The 17,142-nt window shown below is 65.5% G+C and carries 21 protein-coding genes; all 21 read left to right on the top strand.

The annotated features are described in order from the left end of the window. On the top strand, nucleotides 1-1,854 hold the full coding sequence (locus tag C4N9_RS20550; protein WP_109535220.1) for a DNA primase family protein: 1,854 nt from the start codon (nucleotides 1-3) through the stop codon (nucleotides 1,852-1,854). 414 nt (nucleotides 1,855-2,268) lie between these two features. Then, nucleotides 2,269-3,027 (top strand): hypothetical protein, encoded by a 759-nt coding sequence (locus tag C4N9_RS20545; RefSeq protein ID WP_109535219.1) that lies wholly within the window; start codon nucleotides 2,269-2,271, stop codon nucleotides 3,025-3,027. A gap of 108 nt (nucleotides 3,028-3,135) precedes the next feature. After that, a complete protein-coding gene (locus tag C4N9_RS20540; RefSeq protein WP_109535218.1) occupies nucleotides 3,136-3,864 on the top strand; it encodes a hypothetical protein in 729 nt (242 codons plus the stop codon). 120 nt (nucleotides 3,865-3,984) lie between these two features. Next, nucleotides 3,985-4,629: a hypothetical protein gene (locus tag C4N9_RS20535; RefSeq protein WP_109535217.1), complete on the top strand. Its 645-nt coding sequence runs from the start codon at nucleotides 3,985-3,987 to the stop codon at nucleotides 4,627-4,629. Beyond that, the gene (locus C4N9_RS20530; RefSeq protein ID WP_109535216.1) at nucleotides 4,629-6,683 is read left to right on the top strand and encodes a phage terminase large subunit family protein; all 2,055 of its coding nucleotides are present in this window, start codon (nucleotides 4,629-4,631) and stop codon (nucleotides 6,681-6,683) included. Before C4N9_RS20535 ends, C4N9_RS20530 begins: the two co-directional genes overlap by 1 nt. A gap of 1 nt (nucleotide 6,684) precedes the next feature. Further along, nucleotides 6,685-6,891, top strand: coding sequence for a gpW family head-tail joining protein (gpW, locus tag C4N9_RS20525; protein WP_109535215.1), 207 nt, complete (start codon nucleotides 6,685-6,687; stop codon nucleotides 6,889-6,891). Further along, entirely contained in the window at nucleotides 6,888-8,462 is a 1,575-nt protein-coding gene (locus C4N9_RS20520) for a phage portal protein (protein WP_146195196.1), read from the top strand. Before gpW ends, C4N9_RS20520 begins: the two co-directional genes overlap by 4 nt. A gap of 16 nt (nucleotides 8,463-8,478) precedes the next feature. Further along, nucleotides 8,479-9,378, top strand: a complete 900-nt coding sequence (locus tag C4N9_RS20515) for a S49 family peptidase (protein WP_109535213.1) — start codon at nucleotides 8,479-8,481, stop codon at nucleotides 9,376-9,378. Nucleotides 9,379-9,394: 16 nt separating this feature from the next. After that, entirely contained in the window at nucleotides 9,395-9,859 is a 465-nt protein-coding gene (locus C4N9_RS20510; RefSeq protein ID WP_109535212.1) for a hypothetical protein, read from the top strand. A 1-nt stretch (nucleotide 9,860) separates the two neighbouring features. After that, nucleotides 9,861-10,232: a head decoration protein gene (locus C4N9_RS20505; protein ID WP_109535211.1), complete on the top strand. Its 372-nt coding sequence runs from the start codon at nucleotides 9,861-9,863 to the stop codon at nucleotides 10,230-10,232. Between the two features lie 10 nt (nucleotides 10,233-10,242). After that, complete coding sequence (locus tag C4N9_RS20500; RefSeq protein WP_109535210.1) at nucleotides 10,243-11,277, top strand: major capsid protein; 1,035 nt, start codon at nucleotides 10,243-10,245, stop codon at nucleotides 11,275-11,277. Next, nucleotides 11,277-11,723, top strand: a complete 447-nt coding sequence (locus C4N9_RS22150) for a hypothetical protein (protein ID WP_210404080.1) — start codon at nucleotides 11,277-11,279, stop codon at nucleotides 11,721-11,723. The genes C4N9_RS20500 and C4N9_RS22150 overlap by 1 nt, the downstream gene beginning before the upstream one ends. Next, a complete protein-coding gene (locus C4N9_RS20490) occupies nucleotides 11,720-12,043 on the top strand; it encodes a head-tail joining protein (RefSeq protein WP_245902649.1) in 324 nt (107 codons plus the stop codon). The genes C4N9_RS22150 and C4N9_RS20490 overlap by 4 nt, the downstream gene beginning before the upstream one ends. Before the next feature lie 35 nt (nucleotides 12,044-12,078). Next, nucleotides 12,079-12,429, top strand: coding sequence for a hypothetical protein (locus C4N9_RS20485; RefSeq protein ID WP_146195195.1), 351 nt, complete (start codon nucleotides 12,079-12,081; stop codon nucleotides 12,427-12,429). After that, entirely contained in the window at nucleotides 12,429-12,872 is a 444-nt protein-coding gene (locus C4N9_RS20480; RefSeq protein ID WP_109535208.1) for a hypothetical protein, read from the top strand. The genes C4N9_RS20485 and C4N9_RS20480 overlap by 1 nt, the downstream gene beginning before the upstream one ends. A 17-nt stretch (nucleotides 12,873-12,889) precedes the next feature. Continuing rightward, nucleotides 12,890-13,339, top strand: a complete 450-nt coding sequence (locus C4N9_RS20475) for a hypothetical protein (RefSeq protein WP_109535207.1) — start codon at nucleotides 12,890-12,892, stop codon at nucleotides 13,337-13,339. Continuing rightward, nucleotides 13,339-13,698: a hypothetical protein gene (locus tag C4N9_RS20470; RefSeq protein WP_109535206.1), complete on the top strand. Its 360-nt coding sequence runs from the start codon at nucleotides 13,339-13,341 to the stop codon at nucleotides 13,696-13,698. Before C4N9_RS20475 ends, C4N9_RS20470 begins: the two co-directional genes overlap by 1 nt. Nucleotides 13,699-13,781: 83 nt before the next feature. Next, nucleotides 13,782-14,027, top strand: a complete 246-nt coding sequence (locus C4N9_RS20465) for a hypothetical protein (RefSeq protein ID WP_146195194.1) — start codon at nucleotides 13,782-13,784, stop codon at nucleotides 14,025-14,027. After that, on the top strand, nucleotides 14,024-16,213 hold the full coding sequence (locus C4N9_RS20460; RefSeq protein ID WP_109535204.1) for a phage tail tape measure protein: 2,190 nt from the start codon (nucleotides 14,024-14,026) through the stop codon (nucleotides 16,211-16,213). Before C4N9_RS20465 ends, C4N9_RS20460 begins: the two co-directional genes overlap by 4 nt. Continuing rightward, nucleotides 16,213-16,863 (top strand): hypothetical protein, encoded by a 651-nt coding sequence (locus tag C4N9_RS20455; protein WP_109535203.1) that lies wholly within the window; start codon nucleotides 16,213-16,215, stop codon nucleotides 16,861-16,863. Before C4N9_RS20460 ends, C4N9_RS20455 begins: the two co-directional genes overlap by 1 nt. Before the next feature lie 30 nt (nucleotides 16,864-16,893). Continuing rightward, nucleotides 16,894-17,142: hypothetical protein (locus C4N9_RS20450; protein WP_146195193.1), on the top strand; the 249-nt coding region annotated here is incomplete at its 3' end.

The following is a 17,142-nucleotide window of genomic DNA, read 5'->3' as shown; positions in this document are numbered from 1 at the left end:
ATGCCGAAGGGAATCGAGGGGGTGCGCGAGCTGATGGCTGGCGCGGTCGAGGTCGACTTGCCCGATGACGTCGTGGTCCCGGATTCCGCAGACGATGGGGCATCGCCGGAAACCCCGGGTTTCGATGACGACCAGGACGCCCCGCCGCCCCGCACCCCGGATGAAAGCGAAGATCTTCCGCCCGCCGCCCGCTGCGTCGATTTTCCCTTGAATGATTACGGCAACGGGGAACGGCTGCTCACGCATTTCGGGCATGACCTGGTCTACGTGCCGAATGCTGGCTTCTTCGTCTGGGATGAGATGCGCTTCATCAAGGATCCGGACGGCGTGGCGGTCCGGCGGCTTGCGCACAAGCTCACTGACCTGATCGGCCAGGAGGTTTGGTTTCTGCCCGTCGATGAAGAGGACGAAGCCGTTCTGCGCGAGGTCGATGAGACCAAGGACGAGGTCACCGAACTCATGGACATGGCGAGCAAGGATCGGGACGCGGTCCAGGAGAAGCGCCTCGCCTTCCTGCTGGCCCTGCGCAAGGAGGCCGACCGGATCCGCGACAAGCGCGCGAAATCCGTTGGCCGTCGCCTCACGCATGCCAAGAACGCCGGCAATTCGAACTCGATCAAGAACCTGCTGACCGAGGCGGCGGCGATCATCGCCCGGCCCCTCGAAGATCTCGATCGGGATCCGCTGACCATCAACACCCGGGGCGGCGTTCTCACGTTCCGGACCGAACCCGGCGAAGACGACGGCGGGATGAACCCGCCCCCGCCTGTGGTGATCGTCGATCGGCAGGATCACGACCGGACGCTGCTGCTGACGAAGGTCATGCCCGTGGCGTTGAACCCGAAGGCCAAATGCCCACAATTCATCGAGTTCATCGAGCGCATCCAGCCGGTCCCGGAGATGCGGCGCTTCCTGCAGCGATGGTTCGGGTATTCGATGACCGGCCTGACCTCGGAACAGAAATTCGCGTTCTTCTACGGCACGGGCGCCAACGGCAAATCGGTGCTGGTCGACCTGATCGCGAAGATCATGGGCGACTATGCGGCCGGCGGCAAGATCGAGACGATCACAGGCAAGAACCGACGGGGCGGCGGCGATGCGACGCCCGACCTCATGCCGATGGTGGGCGCGCGCTTCATGCGGATGTCCGAACCTGACGACGGGCAGAACCTGCAGGAAGGCATGGTGAAGGAACTGACCGGCGGCGAGCCGATCCTGGTGCGCCCGCCCTACGGGGTGAATTTCCTTGAGGTCTATCCGATCTTCAAGCTGACAATCTCGGGCAACCACAAGCCCGAGATCCGCGGCGGCGATGACGGGATCTGGCGCCGGGTGATGCTGGTGCCCTTCGAGGTCCAGATCCCGCCCGACGAACGGGACGCGGGCCTGTCTGACAAGCTCTGGGGAGAGCGCGACGGCATCTTCAACTGGTTGCTCGACGGCCTGCGCGACTACCTGGCGCACGGGCTCCAGGTACCGGAACAGGTCCTCGCGGCCACGGCCGAGTACCGGGAAGACAGCGACCCGCTCGCCACATTCCTGACGACGTGCTGCAGCGTGACCGGCAATCCCGAACACTCGATGCGGTCGAAGGATCTGTCGGACGCCTTCGCGTTCTGGCTCGATGAGGGCGGTCAAGGCGTCTGGACGCCCCGGACGCGGTTCAGGCGGCTGAAGGAAAAGGCGGGCAAGTGGAAGAGCCCGGTGACAGGGCAGACCTTCACTGCCCGCAAATCCTCGGACCCGTTTTACGACGGCATCGTGCTGATCCACCCCTTCAGGGAGCGGTTCGAAGAGCACCAGCTCGACCGACAGCGCGCCGAACTGCGCCGGCAGAACGGTGACCTGCTTTGACGCCCCGCACCCCCTTCTTCGATGTCCCATGGGTCGTCAGGGACGTCCAGAAGCCCCCTGTGGGTCGTCGCCTTCTTCCGAGGGGTTCGGGGGTTCGCGCGGCGTTTCAGGGGCTTATGCGACGGGACGGGTCGTCAGGGACGTTCGGGACGTTGCTGCGCGCGTGTATAGGGAAGCGCGGTTTGAGGGGTTCGGGGGAATGGTGTTTCAGACGTAGTGCGTGCCCTTAGCTCCCATACGACCCTGACGACCCAGATACGCGGTAACTCCCTGTTATCCCCGCATATCCTTTCTCAGGTCTCTCAGCGTCTAACGACCCAGCATTCTTGTCTTACGACCCTGACGACCCATTCAAGACCAACGAGAATCAATCATTAGCTCAGAGCAGAAAGTGAGGCACAAGATATGGGAAAGATGATCAGAAAGAGCGATCTGGACGCGGCGGTAGACCGGCTGATCGGCTATCGGCAAGGCGCGCTCAAGGTGATCGCCCGGGAACGTCAGATCGTCCTCACGCCGGCGAAAGAGAAAGATCGGCTGCAGCTGATGAAGGTCAGGGCCCACGCGCCGAGCAGCTGCGGTCCGGAGATCCCCGTGGCGCCCGCGCGCGGGATCACCCTGCCCTATGCGCCGCAGGCTGTCCGCGCGACCGCCAACGGCTATGAACCCCAACACGTCGGTTTCTCGGGGCGCGATGCAGCGCGGGCCAGCGACGTGTTCGACGTGATGGAACAGCAGGCCCAGCGGCGCGGCGGATCTGCACCCTTCACGCCGTCGCAAGTCGATGCCGGGCGGCGCTATGGCGCGCTGGTCGAGCGGCACAGCTCCGTCGGCCTGAAATGCGTCTCCGTCGAGGCGCAGGACCGGGGCAGCCAAGGGTCCGGAGGCGGCAGCTACATGGACGCCGTGCTGGCCGAGGGTGATGCGATTCGCAGGATGGAGGCCGCCATTGGCACGGGGTACGCACTGGAGGTCACGCGTAACCGGGGCGGCAAGCGGCGCAGCATCACGACCCGCGCGCTGGTCGACATGGTCTGCATCGAAGGGCTGACCCTGACCGAGGTCCTGAAATCGCACGCGTGGTCAGTTTATGGTGACTCGGTCAACCGGGCTCAGGCCGCCCTCGCCAGCTCGCTCGATCAGATGGCGCGCGCCGCCCCAGCGCTCCGCTGAAGAAAGGGGCTTGACGCTTACCTCAACCGGATCGTATCTCTTTGTCATCATCTAAAGCTGCGCCCGCCGGGAACACCCGAGCGGGCGCTTTGCGTTAGGAGGCGGCTCATGTCTTTTGAGATGGCCCTGGACGCATCGGACTTCCTGAAACGCACCGGCGATCTCTTGCAGCGCCAGCTGCCGCAGATCGAGGTCTGGGCTCTGAACTGGACGGCGGACGATGCACTAGACGCGTTGAAGGACAGAATGCAGGTCCAGTTCGACCGCCCGACACGCTGGACGCTCGGAGCATTCCAGGTCTGGCGCGCCACGAAATCCGACCGCACCGCCAAGGTGCAAGAAAAGCCCTCGGTGGGCCGGCGCCATTACCTGAAGGTCCAGAACCAAGGGGGCGGTCGCCCGCAGACAGGCATCGAGAAGCTGATCGATCAGCATGTCGTGTCGGCGCAGATCCTGCGCACGGTAATCCCGGCGACGGATGGGCCGTTCGAAGGCGCCCGCCTCGATGCTTACGGCAACTGGTCGCGCGGGGAACGCAACCAGGTGCTCTCGCAGCTGCAGGCGCAACGCGACGGCGCCGCGAATACCACGCAGCGCTCGGCCCGCCGGGCGCGCAACCGGGCGCGGTACTTCGTCCCGAAGCACGGTCTGGCGCCGGGGGTGTATCGCCGCAACGCTCCGGACGACATCCCGGTGCGGGTGCTGAAATTCTCGGACAAAGTGCCGACCTACACGCCGGTGCTGGAGTTCGAAGGAACCGTCGCCGCGATCTACCGCGATCGGTTGGGCGTCAATCTTCGCCGGGCCTTCGACCGGGCGCTCGCGACCTCGCGGTGACCTCGCCCCGGCCCCCTTCGGGTCCTTCCCGGGCAACCCCTGCACGCGGGTAATTCGCGCCCCGTGGGTGTCGCCGCTCTTAACGATCTGGAAAGCCTTAACTTAACAACGGAAAGGGCCATGGCCAACCTTAACGCAACCGAACTTGCATCCCGGCTCGGGCTCTCGAAGCCTCGCATCAGCCAGTATGTGAGCGAGGGAAAGCTGGAAGGTTGCTACGAGGGAACGGGCCGCGCACGCCGGTTCGACCTGGCCAAGGTGGCCGACGCACTGGGGCGCAAGCTCGACCTCGGCCAGATGACGGGCAACGGGCGCGAGACCCGGCGGACATTGAGGGCCGTCTCCGAAGAAGGAACCAGTGACGAAAAGCCCGACGCGCAGGCGAGCCGCAACCCCACACGGGGCTACGATGGGCCCGTCGGTGACCGCGATCCTGATCGCCTGGAGCTGGCAACGCTCCAGATCAAGGAAGAGCAGGCCCGGAAAGCGCGCCGGGACAATGCGCGCGACGAAGGGCTCTGGCTTCTGGCCGAAGAGGTCCAGCGGCAATCGGGACAGGCGCTCGCGAAGGAAGTGGCCCTGTTCGAGTCGCTGGTCCGGGAAATGGCCCGGGCCGTGGCAGACCAGATGGGCGTCGATTACCGGGAAACCCGCAAGGTCATGATGGATCGCTGGCGCGCCCACCGCACCGCGCGGGCCGAGCAGCTGGACGATCTGGCCGGGACGGCGGGAATGACCGATGCCGAGAAGGCCGAGCAGGTCTGATGGGTTTCCTGTCATCGGCCGAAGCCGCCATCCTCCGCGGGATGGCGCAGGCCATGCAACCGCCGTTGCCACCAGACATCACCCGCTGGTGTACCGACAATATCGAGTTCGATGCGCGCTCGCCGTTTCCCGGCAAGTTCGATATTTCGCTGTTTCCGTTCCTGCGCGAGGTGCACGAGGTTCTGAGCCCGGAGCATCCCTCGCGGGAGGTCACGCTGCGCGGGTCGGCGCAATGGGGCAAGACCGTCTCGGTCCTGATCCCGACACTGGCCGCCTGGCACGAATACGGCCCGCTCGACAGCCTCGTGGTTCACCCGACCAGCTCGGCGGCGACCGAATGGGTCCGCACGAAATGGATGCCGATTCGCCGGCAGGCTCCCAGCCTCGTCGAGATCTTCGGCGAGGGGCGCGGGGACCAGACCGACACGCTGCACAACCAGGAAACCCTGCGCCGCGACGGGACCCTGAAGGTGGTGAGCGCGGGATCGCCCGACGACCTTGCCGGCACGACGCGCCGCCTCGTGCTGATGGACGATGTCGCGAAGTTCGAAATGACGCCGAAGGGCGACCCGGAGAAGCTGGCCGAAAGCCGCGCCTCTGGTTTCGAGGAAGCCAAGATCGTGCGGATCTCGACGCCGCAGATCCAGGGCACCTGCCGCGTGACCCGGGCGTTCAAACGCTCGGACCAGCGACACTACCATGTGCCTTGCCCGCATTGCGGGCACCGCGCGCCCCTGACCTGGGAGAACTTTCGCAAGAACCTCGACCCCGAGCGCCTTGGGGCGGCGTGCTTCAGCTGCGATTCCTGCGGCGCCGTCATCAACCACGCCGACAAGCGCGTGATGGTGGCGGCGGGAGACTGGGTTGCGCACAACCCGCACGGCGATCATCCGGGTTTCCACCTGTGGCGGGCCTATGTCCCGCAGCGGGACTGGGCGTCGATCGCGGTCGAATACGCCCAAGTCATGGGCTGGACCGGGGTGCAGGCCCGGGTCGAGACCGATGAGGAAGCCCGGGACAAGGTCGAGGTCGAGACCGAACAGACCTTCTGGAACGATGTGCTGGGCCTTCCCTACGAGCAGGCGAGCAAGGGGCCGGATTGGGAAAAGCTGCGCGACCGCGTCGAGAATGCGGAGCCCGAGACAGTGCTGCCGCTGGGTCGCGTCCCAGCGTCCGGGGTCCTCTTGACCGCCGGCGTCGATTTCCAGGGGGACCGTATCGAGGTCTCGATCGTCGCCTTCGGTCGGGACCTGCGGCGCTGGGTCGTCGAGCATCGGGTGATCCCACATTACATCGGCGACGAAGAGGGCCGCGCGGCGCTCAACGCGCTGCTGAAATCGACCTGGAGGACGACGCTCGGGCTGGAGCTCCCGCTCGACATGATGGCCGTCGACGAGGGTTCGTTCACGGCGGATGTGCTCGACTGGGCAAAGTCGCACCCCTTTACCCGAGTGATCACGGTGAAGGGGGCAAGCAGCGCGAACGGGCCAGTGCTGCAACCGCAATCCACCCGGAAAGAAAACGGACGGGTCGCGAAACGGCAAAAGCGCCGCTGGGTCGTGAACGTGAGTCAGCTTAAGGCCGATTTCTACGGCTGGCTTGCGAAGGAAGATCCCGAAGGACGCGGATACGTCGCCTTCGCGACCGGGCTGGGCGACGAGTACTTCCGGCAGATCACGTCCGAGGTCCGGGTGCTGAAGCGCGCGTCCTCGGGCGCGATGACGTCGAAATGGGAACTGGTCGAACCGTCCCGGCGCAACGAATGCCTCGACGCCATGAATTATGCCGAGGCCGCCGCCCGCAAAAAGGGTTGGGCCGCGATGACAGATCAACAATGGGGCCAACTGGAATTGGAACGGAGCATTGCGCCGCCTGAGGGGCAGCCGGACCTGTTCGATCTTCCAGCAAGCACAGTCACTGCCGTTACCGCCGACCCGCATGTCCCGCTGTCTGAGCAAGCAATGCCACGTCTGCCCGTCGAAACGACAACGCGTAGCGAAGACGACAAACCAACGAACTCGAAAGATGCCTTCGCGCGTCTGATCAGGAGGTAACATGCCGACCCTTCAAGAGCAGATCGAAGCCGCTGAGCAGCGCCGCCTCGATCTGATTTCCGGCCGCGCGCCCACCGAGATGCGGCAAGGCGATGAATCGCTGAAGTTCCAGCCCGCCGATCTGGCCGCACTCGATCGTCATATCGAGGATCTGAAAGCTCAGGCTGGAACCGGCCGCCGTCGCGCAATCGGAGTCCGCTTCCGGTGAGCGTTACTCCCGTTTTTCGGTCCAACCGGCGAGCGCTGGCCGCCCTGGTCGGGCACGAAGCCTATGACGCTGCTGACGTTATGAGCCAAGAGCTCGGCGCGTGGATGCCGCACCGCGAGCATCCGGATTCCGAGCTCAGCGCCGCCCGCGACCCTGTCACCGCACGGGCTCGGGATCTCGCTCGCAATAACGGCTTTGCCGCCGGCGGCATCCAGCGTGAAACGGACGCCGTTATCGGCGCGCAGTTCCGTCCTTCTGCGCGACCGGACTGGCGCGTATTGGGGATCAGCCGCGAAGAGGCAAGCGAGATCGGCGAACAGATGGATGCCGCATTTCGCACCTGGGCTGACGATCCGCTTCATGGCGCGGATGTCACGCGCACTCAGGGTTGGGGCGGCCTCGTCGGCATGGCCTACCGCACCGGCATGATCGACGGCGATGCCTTGTCGGTGATTCACTGGCGCGAAGGCGGACCCGGACCATTCCGAACCTGTCTCAGGATCGTAGACCCGGATCTGCTGTCCAATCCGCAGAACGCGCCCGACACGCCGCTGATGCGCCAAGGCGTCGAGCTCGACGCATGGGGAGCTCCTGTCGCGTATCACTTTCGACGGCAGCACGAACTGGCAATGTTCGGCTGGGGCCAGAACCAAGTTTGGGACCGCTGGGAAAGGGAACTGCCCTGGTACCGACCGCAGGTCGCACATTTCTTCGAGCGTCACCGCGACGGCCAGACGCGGGGCATCAGTCGCCTCGCTCCAGTGATGGACGCGATGAAAATGCAGGATAAGCACGCGCGCGTCGAGCTCCAGGCGGCAGTGCTGAGCGCTATCCTCGGCCTGTTCATTTCTTCTCCGCTGTCACCCGAGGCTGTCCAGGAACTGATTTCCGACGGTCAGTTCACCGAACTCGACGACGCTCGCCAATCGCTGATGAAGGAACGCGGCCTTACCTTTGGCGGGGTCCGCCTGCCCGTCCTCGCGCCCGGCGACAGCATCGAGAGCGTGAACGTCACCCGTCCTGCCGGACAATATGCGATGTTCGAAACCGCCGTTCTTCGCCGCATCGCGACCGGGCTAGGAATGTCCTACGAGCAGCTCGCGATGGACTGGAGCCAAGTCAACTATTCTTCGGCTCGAGCCGCTCTTGTGGAGATCTGGCGCGGGTTCATGTCCAGGCGTCAGGAGTTCGCGTCTCGCTTCTGCCAGCCGATCCGGCTTGCTGTGATGGAGGACGCAATAGACCTCGGGTTGGTCCGCCTCCCGTCTGGAGCGCCCACGCTCTACGAAGCCCCAGGTGCCTGGATGAGAGCCAAATGGATTGGCCCGGGGCGCGGTTTCGTCGACCCTGTCAAGGAAGCTCAGGCTTCTGCAATCCGTGTCGCGCTCGGATTGTCGACGATGGAAGACGAGGCGGCCGAGCTGTCGGGCGCGGATTACAGCGACAATCTCGGGCAGATCGCGCGGGAAATCGAGCAGATGCCAGCCGGCGTCATGCATCCCGCGCAGGAGAAATTCGCGACGATCATGGGTGTCACCGGACCGGACATGCGACCGGCTGCGGACGAATAACCAAAGGAATACGAATATGGATACGTCCCCCGCTCCCGCGCTGGCGCGCCTTGCGCCGGGCGCGTTGCTCGGTCATCTACCCGCCGCACAAGGCGATTTCCTCGCTTGGGCAGAAGAGCGCGCCGCGAAGGTCTTGGCGGCGCGGGGCAACACCCAACTTGCAGGTCCTCGCTGGATCTGGACCGCGATGGCCGAAGCCGAAAAGGGAGTGCCGCCCTATGCCATCGTGGACGGGGTTGCGCTCATCGGGATCAGAGGCCTGATCGTCCCCGAACTTGAAATCATCAACTGGTCTTGGGCTACCGGCTGCGCGGAACTCTGCTGGCAGGTCGAGCACGCAGCCGAGAATAGCACGGTTAGCGGGATCGCCCTGCTTGTCGACAGTCCCGGTGGCTACGTCTCCGGCGTTGACGAAGCGCATGGTGCGATCATGGCGGCGCGAGAGACAAAGCCCGTGATCTCAGCCGTGCAAGATATGGCTTACTCGGCGGGTTACTGGCTCGCGAGCGCCGCGGATCAGATCAGCGCCCCGCGCATGGGGGGCGTGGGGCATATCGGCACGATCGCCACTCACTTCGACATTTCCGAAATGCTGAAGATGCAGGGGATCACCGCTACCGTGATGCAGGCCGGAGCGCTCAAAGCCGATGGCCACCCTTACCTGCCATTGTCGGATACCGCCCGGAAGGACATCGAGGCCCGGCTGCAAGCCATTCGAGCGGTCTTTGCAGACAGCGTGGCCGCAGGGCGGCGGGGCGCAATCAGCGCTGCCGACATCCTGGCGACCGAGGCGCGCGCTTTCGATGGTCCGAAAGGCGTCGCGGATGCCCTCGGCGCAGGCCTGATCGACGCAATTCTGCCGGCGCAAGAGGCTCTAGGCCTGTTCGCCACCCACCTGGCCGGGGCTACCGGCTGACACAAAGGAGAAGACGATGACCAAATTCAGCTTCGCCAACTTGCTTGGCGGGGGTCAGCGGTCGCGCGCCGCGACCGAAGACGACGAGCAGGAAAAGGCCGAGGAAACCGAAGAGGAATCCGAAACCGAGAACGAAGAGGATCAGGCCGAAGGCGAGGACGGAGATGACGCGGCTGAATCCGATCAGGACGAAGCGCGGCGTGCCATTCTTGCCGAGCGCGGCCGTATTGCGACGATCCTTTCGTCGGCCACGCCGGAAACGGTTGCGCAAGCCGCCTACTTCGCCACGCAGACCGACATGACGCCGGCCCAGGCGAAGAAAGCACTGGCCGTGGCTCCTCAAGGCTCGGGCGGGCTGGCCGCCAAAATGCGCGGGCGCGGAAGCGCGCCGGCGCCGTCCCCTGCCGCCGGACGGCAGGCAGGGAAACTTCCCCCGGAACTGGCCGCCGCGCAGGCGCGCCGCCTGAACAAGGAAGGCTGATATGCCGCTCAAGGAAACCACGACCTATGATCCGAACGGGCTGATTGTCGGTCCGTACCCGGTCATGACCGATGCGGCCGTCATCGGCACCGCCGCCGACCTGACGCGGGGTGCCGTGTTGGGCCGTATCACGGCTACCGGCAAGTACATCCTCAGTATCGCCGCCGCAGAAGATGGCTCGGAAGAGCCGGCGGCGATCTTGCTGACGGATGCCGCTGCCGCTTCGGCGGATGCCGACGCGCTCATCCTGCACAGTGGCGAGGTTGACGCTGCCAAGCTCAACTTCGGCGCGGGGCACACGGCAGCGACCGTAAAAGCGGCGTTCCTCGCCGCCGGACGGCCGCTGTTCGTTCGCAACGTCAACCCGGCCTGAGGAGATTTCCATGCCCGACACTGCTCCCATCTACTCCTCGCGCCAGCTCGTCGAGGTTGTGCGCCCGCTCGACCGGCCGCAGCAATTCCTGGTGAACCTGTTTTTTCCGGGCGCTCGGCTCTTCGACACCCGGCGCGTGGATTTCCACGTTCTGAACATGGCCCGGGAGGTGGCGAAATACGTCCATCCCGAAAGCGTCGCGGTTCCGCAGGCAGAGCGCGGCTTCAAGATCGACAGCTTCGAGCCCGCTTATCTCAAACCGCTCACGCCGCTGACCCCGTCGAGCATGCTGGATATTCGCCCGGGCGAACGTGTCGGTGGCGAAATGAGCCCGCTTGAGCGGCGTGCGGACCGGATCAGCCAGATCCTCCTGGACCAGGAGGCGCAGGTCATGCGGCGTGTCGAAGCCATGGCCTCGACAATCCTGGCGACGGGTGCGATCACCGTCCAGTCGGACGAGTTCCCCACCTCGACGATCAGCTTCGGTCGGGAAGCGGGACAGACGCTGGCGCTGACCACGACGGCCCGCTGGGGTGAATCCGGGGTCTCCCCCTCGCAGAACCTGCGCACCTGGTCGCAGACCGTGGCGACCAATTCCGGTGCTGTGGTCGACACCTGCGTCATGGGCGGCGAAGCGTTCGAATTGCTTGTGGCCGAACAATCCTTCCGCGACCGGCTCGACAACCGTCGGCAGAACGATGGCGACATCAATCTGTTCCAATCGCCGAAAGGCACCGATGCCTGGGGATCGTATCAGGGCACGGTCGGCAATATCGACTACTTCACTTATTCCCAGCCTTACACCGAGGGCGGGGTGGCGAAGAACATGATGCATCCGCACGGTGTGATCCTGGGCAGTCGGCGCCAGATGCAGGGCGTGGTGGCCTACGGCGCTATCCTCGACGACGAGGCGCTGATCCCCGCGCGCTGGTGGCCCAAGATGTACCGCGTACACAATCCCAGCCGCGTGTTCATCGAATCCGCCTCGGCCCCCCTCCCGGTTCCTTCGCGTGTCAACGCCGCGATGTATGTTCAGGTGCGGTGATGGCCAGGACATCTCATAACAACATGGTGCGGGTGATCGCCCGCACCGCGCTTGTCCTCGATCCCGCAGCGGCGCCGGTGCTTCCTGGGGACATGGCGGAACTCCCGGCACCCGAGGCGGCGAGGCTGATCTACGAGGGGCACGCCATCGAGGATCCGGCGGCTGCAGCCGCCGAAGCAGCGCGCCGAGCGGCGGAAGCCGCTGCAAAGGCCGAGGCAGAGCGGAAGGCGGCGGAAGCTGCTGCAAAGGCGGAAGCGGAGCGCGAAGCCTCTGAAGCCGCCGCAAAGGCCGAGGCAGAGCGGGAGGAGGCGGAAGCCGCTGCAAAGGCGGAAGCGGAGCGCATAGCAGCTGAAGCTACCGCAAAGGCCGAGGCAGAGCGCGAAGAGGCCGAAGCAGCGGCCAAGGTCGAGGCAGAAAAACGCGCCGCCGAGAAAGCCAGAAAATGACCGCTGTCTTCGACGGCATGGCAAGCGCGCTTGCGGATACGTTCGGTGCGCTTGTTCCCTACACGCCAACCGGCGGAGCAACGCGCCCCGTCCAGTCGATCCTGCGGCGCACGCCGGTGCGCGCCATCGGCCCGGACGGTGTCGACGTGCTGGTCACCTCGCCGAGCTGGCGCGTGCGCCGGGACCTCGTGCCCGAGCTCAGGCGCGGGGATCTCGTCGAAGATGCGCAGGGCACGCTGCGCGTCCTCAATGTCTGGCCGCAGGGCTCACCCGCTGCCGACGCGCATCTGATCTGCGAACTCGAAGACACGACCGAGTGAGCGTCAGAGGCCAACCCCTCACAGGAGAGAACTGAATGGCGATCATAGCCGCAACGTCAATGTCGGGCCCGGGCCAGCGTCTTGTCAGCGAAACCACGCTGACCGGCACGGGCGACACTTTCACCTATGTGCAGAACTCGCGCCAGGTTCTGATCCTCCGGAACCCGACCGCCGGCGCGATCTCGCCCGTGATCGATGGCGACGGCGCGGACAGCGTCACGCGTGACGGCGTCGGGACGATCGACATCTCGGGCGGCTACGCGGTCGACGCCATTGCCGCCGGCGCCGTCCGGGCGATCCCGCTCGACACGATCAGCGCCTATCTGCAGGGCGACATCGCGATCACGGGCGGCACCGGTCTGGTCGCCATTCTGCTGAACCGCTGATGAGCATTCAGCGCAAGACCCTGCGCCGCGATCTGATCTCAGCGGTCCGGAGAGCCGCCGACGATTTTCCGCAGCTCGTCGGGCGCCCCCTGATTTCGGCATGGTCTCAGGCGCTTGATCCCACTTCGCTTCCTGTAATCGGCATCGCGGTCCCGACCGAACTGCGCGAGGCGGTCGCCCAGGACAGCGACGGGCAAGAGTTCCGCGCCATCGTCGTCGTGAAGATCGCCTGCCCCGGTGACGACAGTTCCAAGGGCGAAGACACGCTCGACGACGCTGCCGAGGCGCTGATCGGCCCGATCGAAGACGCGCTGATGACCGACACGCGAGACGTGGCCCTGATCTCGTCCGCGATCGACATTTCCGACTCGGGCTCGCCCCGTGTCGGCACTCTGACCCTGACCTTCGGCGCGTCAACCACCCGCGCGCGCAACATCCCCTGAGCGAAAGGACCTGAACGATGCCCGCTCCCGCATATTCGATCACCCCGAAACTGGCGCACGGCGCCACTATCCGGGTTGGTCGTGGCGACACGCCCACCTGGACCCCGATCACCGGCCTGCAGAACGTCGAATGGCCGGATCGCATGCCCAGCGATCTCGACATCACGAACCAGAGCTCCCCCGGCTTGGCAGAAGAAAACGCCCCGGGGCTTCTGCCGGCGACTGACTTCTCGATCGATATGCTGCTGAATGACGGCTCGGCGGGTGACACCGCCCTTACCGCACTCAATGCGCGCGACGGCACCACAGGCATGAAAGAGCTGCACCTGCTCGAAGTGGGTGTCGGCGGCAAGACCATCACCTGCACCGCGTACCTGAAGGATTACAAGCCTGTCGGAAACCTCAAAGGCAATGTCCTGATGCGGGCCACCTGGCGCTGCATGGCGACGGTCGCGAACGCTGCCTGATGACCAATCCTGATCTGGTCGCGGTGCCGCTGCGCGACGGCACCGAACTGCGCCTGGTCGCCGGGGTAAACGCCCTGTGCGAGTGCGAAGCCGAATTGGCCCGCGCGGGCTTCAATCCCACGCAGGAGATGAAGTTTCTCAACGCAGGTATCAGCGGCACCGTGTCGGCGGTCCGGGCGCTCGTCTGGGCTTTCGCCAAGGATCAGCATCCGGGCCTGACGCTTCGCCATGTCGGAGATCTGCTCGGCACCGACGGCGAGGCTCTGCGCAAGGGTCTGGCCGAAGCGCTGAACCGCGGCTCGGCCGAGAAAGAAGACGGCGAGCCCTCGTCGGGAAAGACGACGCCCCCGGCGGACTGAGGGAATGGGCCGAACGCATGGCGGTCGAATGGATCGCTGCGGGGTTCGATCCGGGGGCATTCTGGGCGCAGACACCGCGCGGTGTGCAGCGCGCGCTGCGCGGGGCACAGAAGCGGCGTTTGCGGGCCCTGTCCGACGCCACGACGGCCGCCTGGATCGGTGCGCACGCCAATCACGATGATCTGCGCGATTTCCTGGGCGGCCTTGAAACCGGGCCAAAGGTGCCTCTGCCGCCAGAGGCACAGGGCCGCGCCCTTGAAAGCATGAAGCAAAAGCTGGGGACGATTTCGATGGAAGAATACCGGGCCCGGTTGCGGGGGCACGCATGAGCGGGTTTGTCGGTCGGCTACGCGCGACGCTTGGGCTGGATTCTGCGGAGTTCAGCAACAAGCTTCGAGGCGCGCGTCAGGAATCGCAGGGCTTTGCTGCCTCGATCGCGCAGGGCATGCGCGGGATCACCGGGCCGATCCTGGGTGCCTCGGCGGCGCTCGGCACCCTCACGGCCGGCGCCATCATCGTGCGCAACACCATGCGCGACGTCGCCCAGATCGGTGACGAGGCGCGACGTGCGGGCCTGCCGGTCGAAGAGTTCCAGGAATGGACCTATGTCGCATCGCAGGCGCGGATCCCCGTCGACGCGATGATCGACGGCTTCAAGGAAATGTCGCTGCGCGGTGATGAGTTCGCCGTGACCGGCGGCGGCGCAGCTGCCGAGGCCTTCGAGCGACTGGGTTTCAGCGCCGAAGAGGTAGCCCGGCGGCTGCAAGATCCGTCCGACATGATGCTGGAAATCATTCGCCGCGCGCGCAGCCTCGATCGTGCCGCGCGGATCCGCGTCTTCGACGAGCTCTTGGGCGGTGCCGGCGGTGAGCGCTTCGTTGCGCTGATCGACGAGGGCGCCGGCGCGATCACCGAGACGATGCAGCGTGCCCGCGACCTGGGCCTGGTCCTCGAGCAGAACGTGATCACCCGCGCCACGATCGTGAACGAGAAGTTCAACGAACTGAACGATCGCGCCCGGACGTTTTTCCAGACCATGGCAGTGACGGTCTTCGCGGGTGGCATCGAAACCTCGGTTGACGCGCTGGAAAACATGTTCGGCACGCTTGAGCGCGCCCGCGCAATCCTTGGCGACGATCTCTTCGAGTCGCTGACAGTGTCGCCCGAGGACGTGGACAGGATCGAAGAGGCACGCGACAGCCTAACCGAAATCGCGATCGCCTATGCCGAGGTTCAGAATGCGATCACCGATGCGCGGCCCGAGCTTGACTATTTCCTGACGGCGCTGCGCCAGTCCGGGGAGATCGGCGCGGAACAGGTCCTGCGCAATCTGGTTGCCGAGCTGGACTCGCTTGAGGCTCGGTGGGCTGACCACACCATCAGCGCGGAGGACTTCCGTACCGAAACAGAACGACTCGCGACACGCATCCAAGCGTTGATCGGTGATTTCGAAGACATGGACGGTGTCAGTCTTTCCGGACTGATCGGTCGCATCAACACCTTGACGGGGGCGGTGAGTCGGTTGGGCGAGCGCGCTGCTGAAGCCCGCGATGCGTTGCCTGGCGCCAACCCTGTTCGGCAAGCAGAGAGCTTCTGGGACACGGAAGAGGAACGCTTCAGCCTTAGCCGTTTCGCACCGACGACATCACCACGACCGGAGAGCGCCCCACGCGACATCGACTTCGACCTGCCCCCTGAACCTTCGGGCGGCGGCGGAAGCAGCTCGCCGGAAGGTTATGCGGGGGCCGTGGAAGATATCCGCGCGCGCACCGATGCGCTCTTGGCCGAAGCGGCGGCGCTGGCCGAAGTTGCCGCGACCGGGCAGGACTATGGCAACGCTGCCGAATATGCAGCCGTCCGCGCGGAAATGCTGGCCGAGGCGCAGGCTGAAGGCCGCGAGGTTACGCCCGAGCTGCGTGCCGAGATCGACGCCATGGCGCAAGCCTATGTCGCCGCCGGTCTGCGGGTCGAGGAACTGACGGAAGCCTTGGAGCGTCAGCGCGAGGCCGGAGAACGCGGGGCCTCTGCGCTGACGGATGTGTTCATGGCGGCTATGGACGGGGCGGATGCAGGCCGCGCCGCGATCGCGAGGCTGATCATGGAGCTGGCTCGGATGCAGGCCATGCGCGCGTTTCAGGGGCTGGCGTCCAGCGGAGGGATCTTTGGCAGTCTGTTGCAGGCGCTTGGTCTCGGCCTCGGAAAGAACGCGCGCGGGACGGAGAGCTGGCGCGGCGGTCTGTCGCTGGTGGGCGAGGAAGGCCCCGAGCTGATCAACCTGCCGACAGGCGCGCAGGTGACGCCCGCGCTGGAAACGGCACGATTTGCGCGCGAGGCAGCACAGGGCGGCGGCGCTGGTCGGATGCATGTGTCGATCGGGTTTGACGATACCATCGGGGGCTTCCGGGCCAGCGTTTTGTCCGACACCGGGGCGATGATGGCCCAAGGGTTTCAGCAAATGAACAAGGCGCTTCCGGACCGGGTGCGCGAGATCAACCGTCACCCGAGGCGTCGCTGATGGCCCTGAGTTTTCCCCTCGCTCTGGATGCCTTCTTTGGTGGCCTGCCTGTGCGCACCAGCACGTTCCACCTGCCCGCCACCCTCGCAGTGAGCCGGACGCGCGGCGGCGCGGTCAAGACGGCCCGCGTCGCGGAACGGCTGTGGCAAGGGCAGATCACGCTGCCCCTGATGCGCCACGCCCAGGCGGCGCAGGTCGCGGCCCTGGTCTCGGTTCTGTGCGAGCCTGGGCGCACCTTCCTTGTCCATCCGCGCCCGCTGTTCGCGCCGATCATTGACCCGTCGGGGGCCGCCCTGGACGGCTACGTGCCAACAATCGAGAGCATCGAGGACGGCGGCCGCGAGTTTCGCATCGAGGGCCTGCCGCCCGGATACGTTATTTCAGGCGGCGACTTCCTGTCGTTTGTCTACGGGTCCAACCCGACCCGCTTCGCGCTGCACCAGGCGGTCACGGTGGCGACGGCCGACGGCGCGGGGCTGACGCCCAAGATCGAAGTCACGCCCCCAATTCGGCCGGGCGCTGCGATCGGCGCGGCCGTGACGCTGGTGCGGCCCTTCACCAAAGCAGTTCTGTTCCCGCCGATCGCGCCGATTTCGCAAATCCTGACGACGTCGGGCCTCACCCTCGACTTCGTCCAAACGCTGGGCTGATCCCCGGCACCATCCTTGAAAGGTTCTCTTATGACCAACCACGCCCCCACGGCGCGGCGCTCTTTCGCACCGCTGTTCCCCGGGAACACGAAGCCCGACGATCTCCCCACGGCCATGCTCGAAGGCGCCGCGACCTTCTACGGCGATCCCAAGACCGGCATCGTCCGCATGGTGGTCGCCTCGGGCGGCTCGCGTGTCGAGGCGGTGCTGACGCCCGATCTGGTCGCGATGCTGGCGAACGCCGGTATCGACGCGATGCGCGCGGCTCTCGGCCAGCCG

It is taken from the genome of Pararhodobacter marinus (assembly GCF_003122215.1).
In the GTDB taxonomy this organism is placed as follows: Bacteria; Pseudomonadota; Alphaproteobacteria; order Rhodobacterales; family Rhodobacteraceae; genus Pararhodobacter; species Pararhodobacter marinus.
This window is presented reverse-complemented; position numbering and strand designations above follow the sequence as displayed.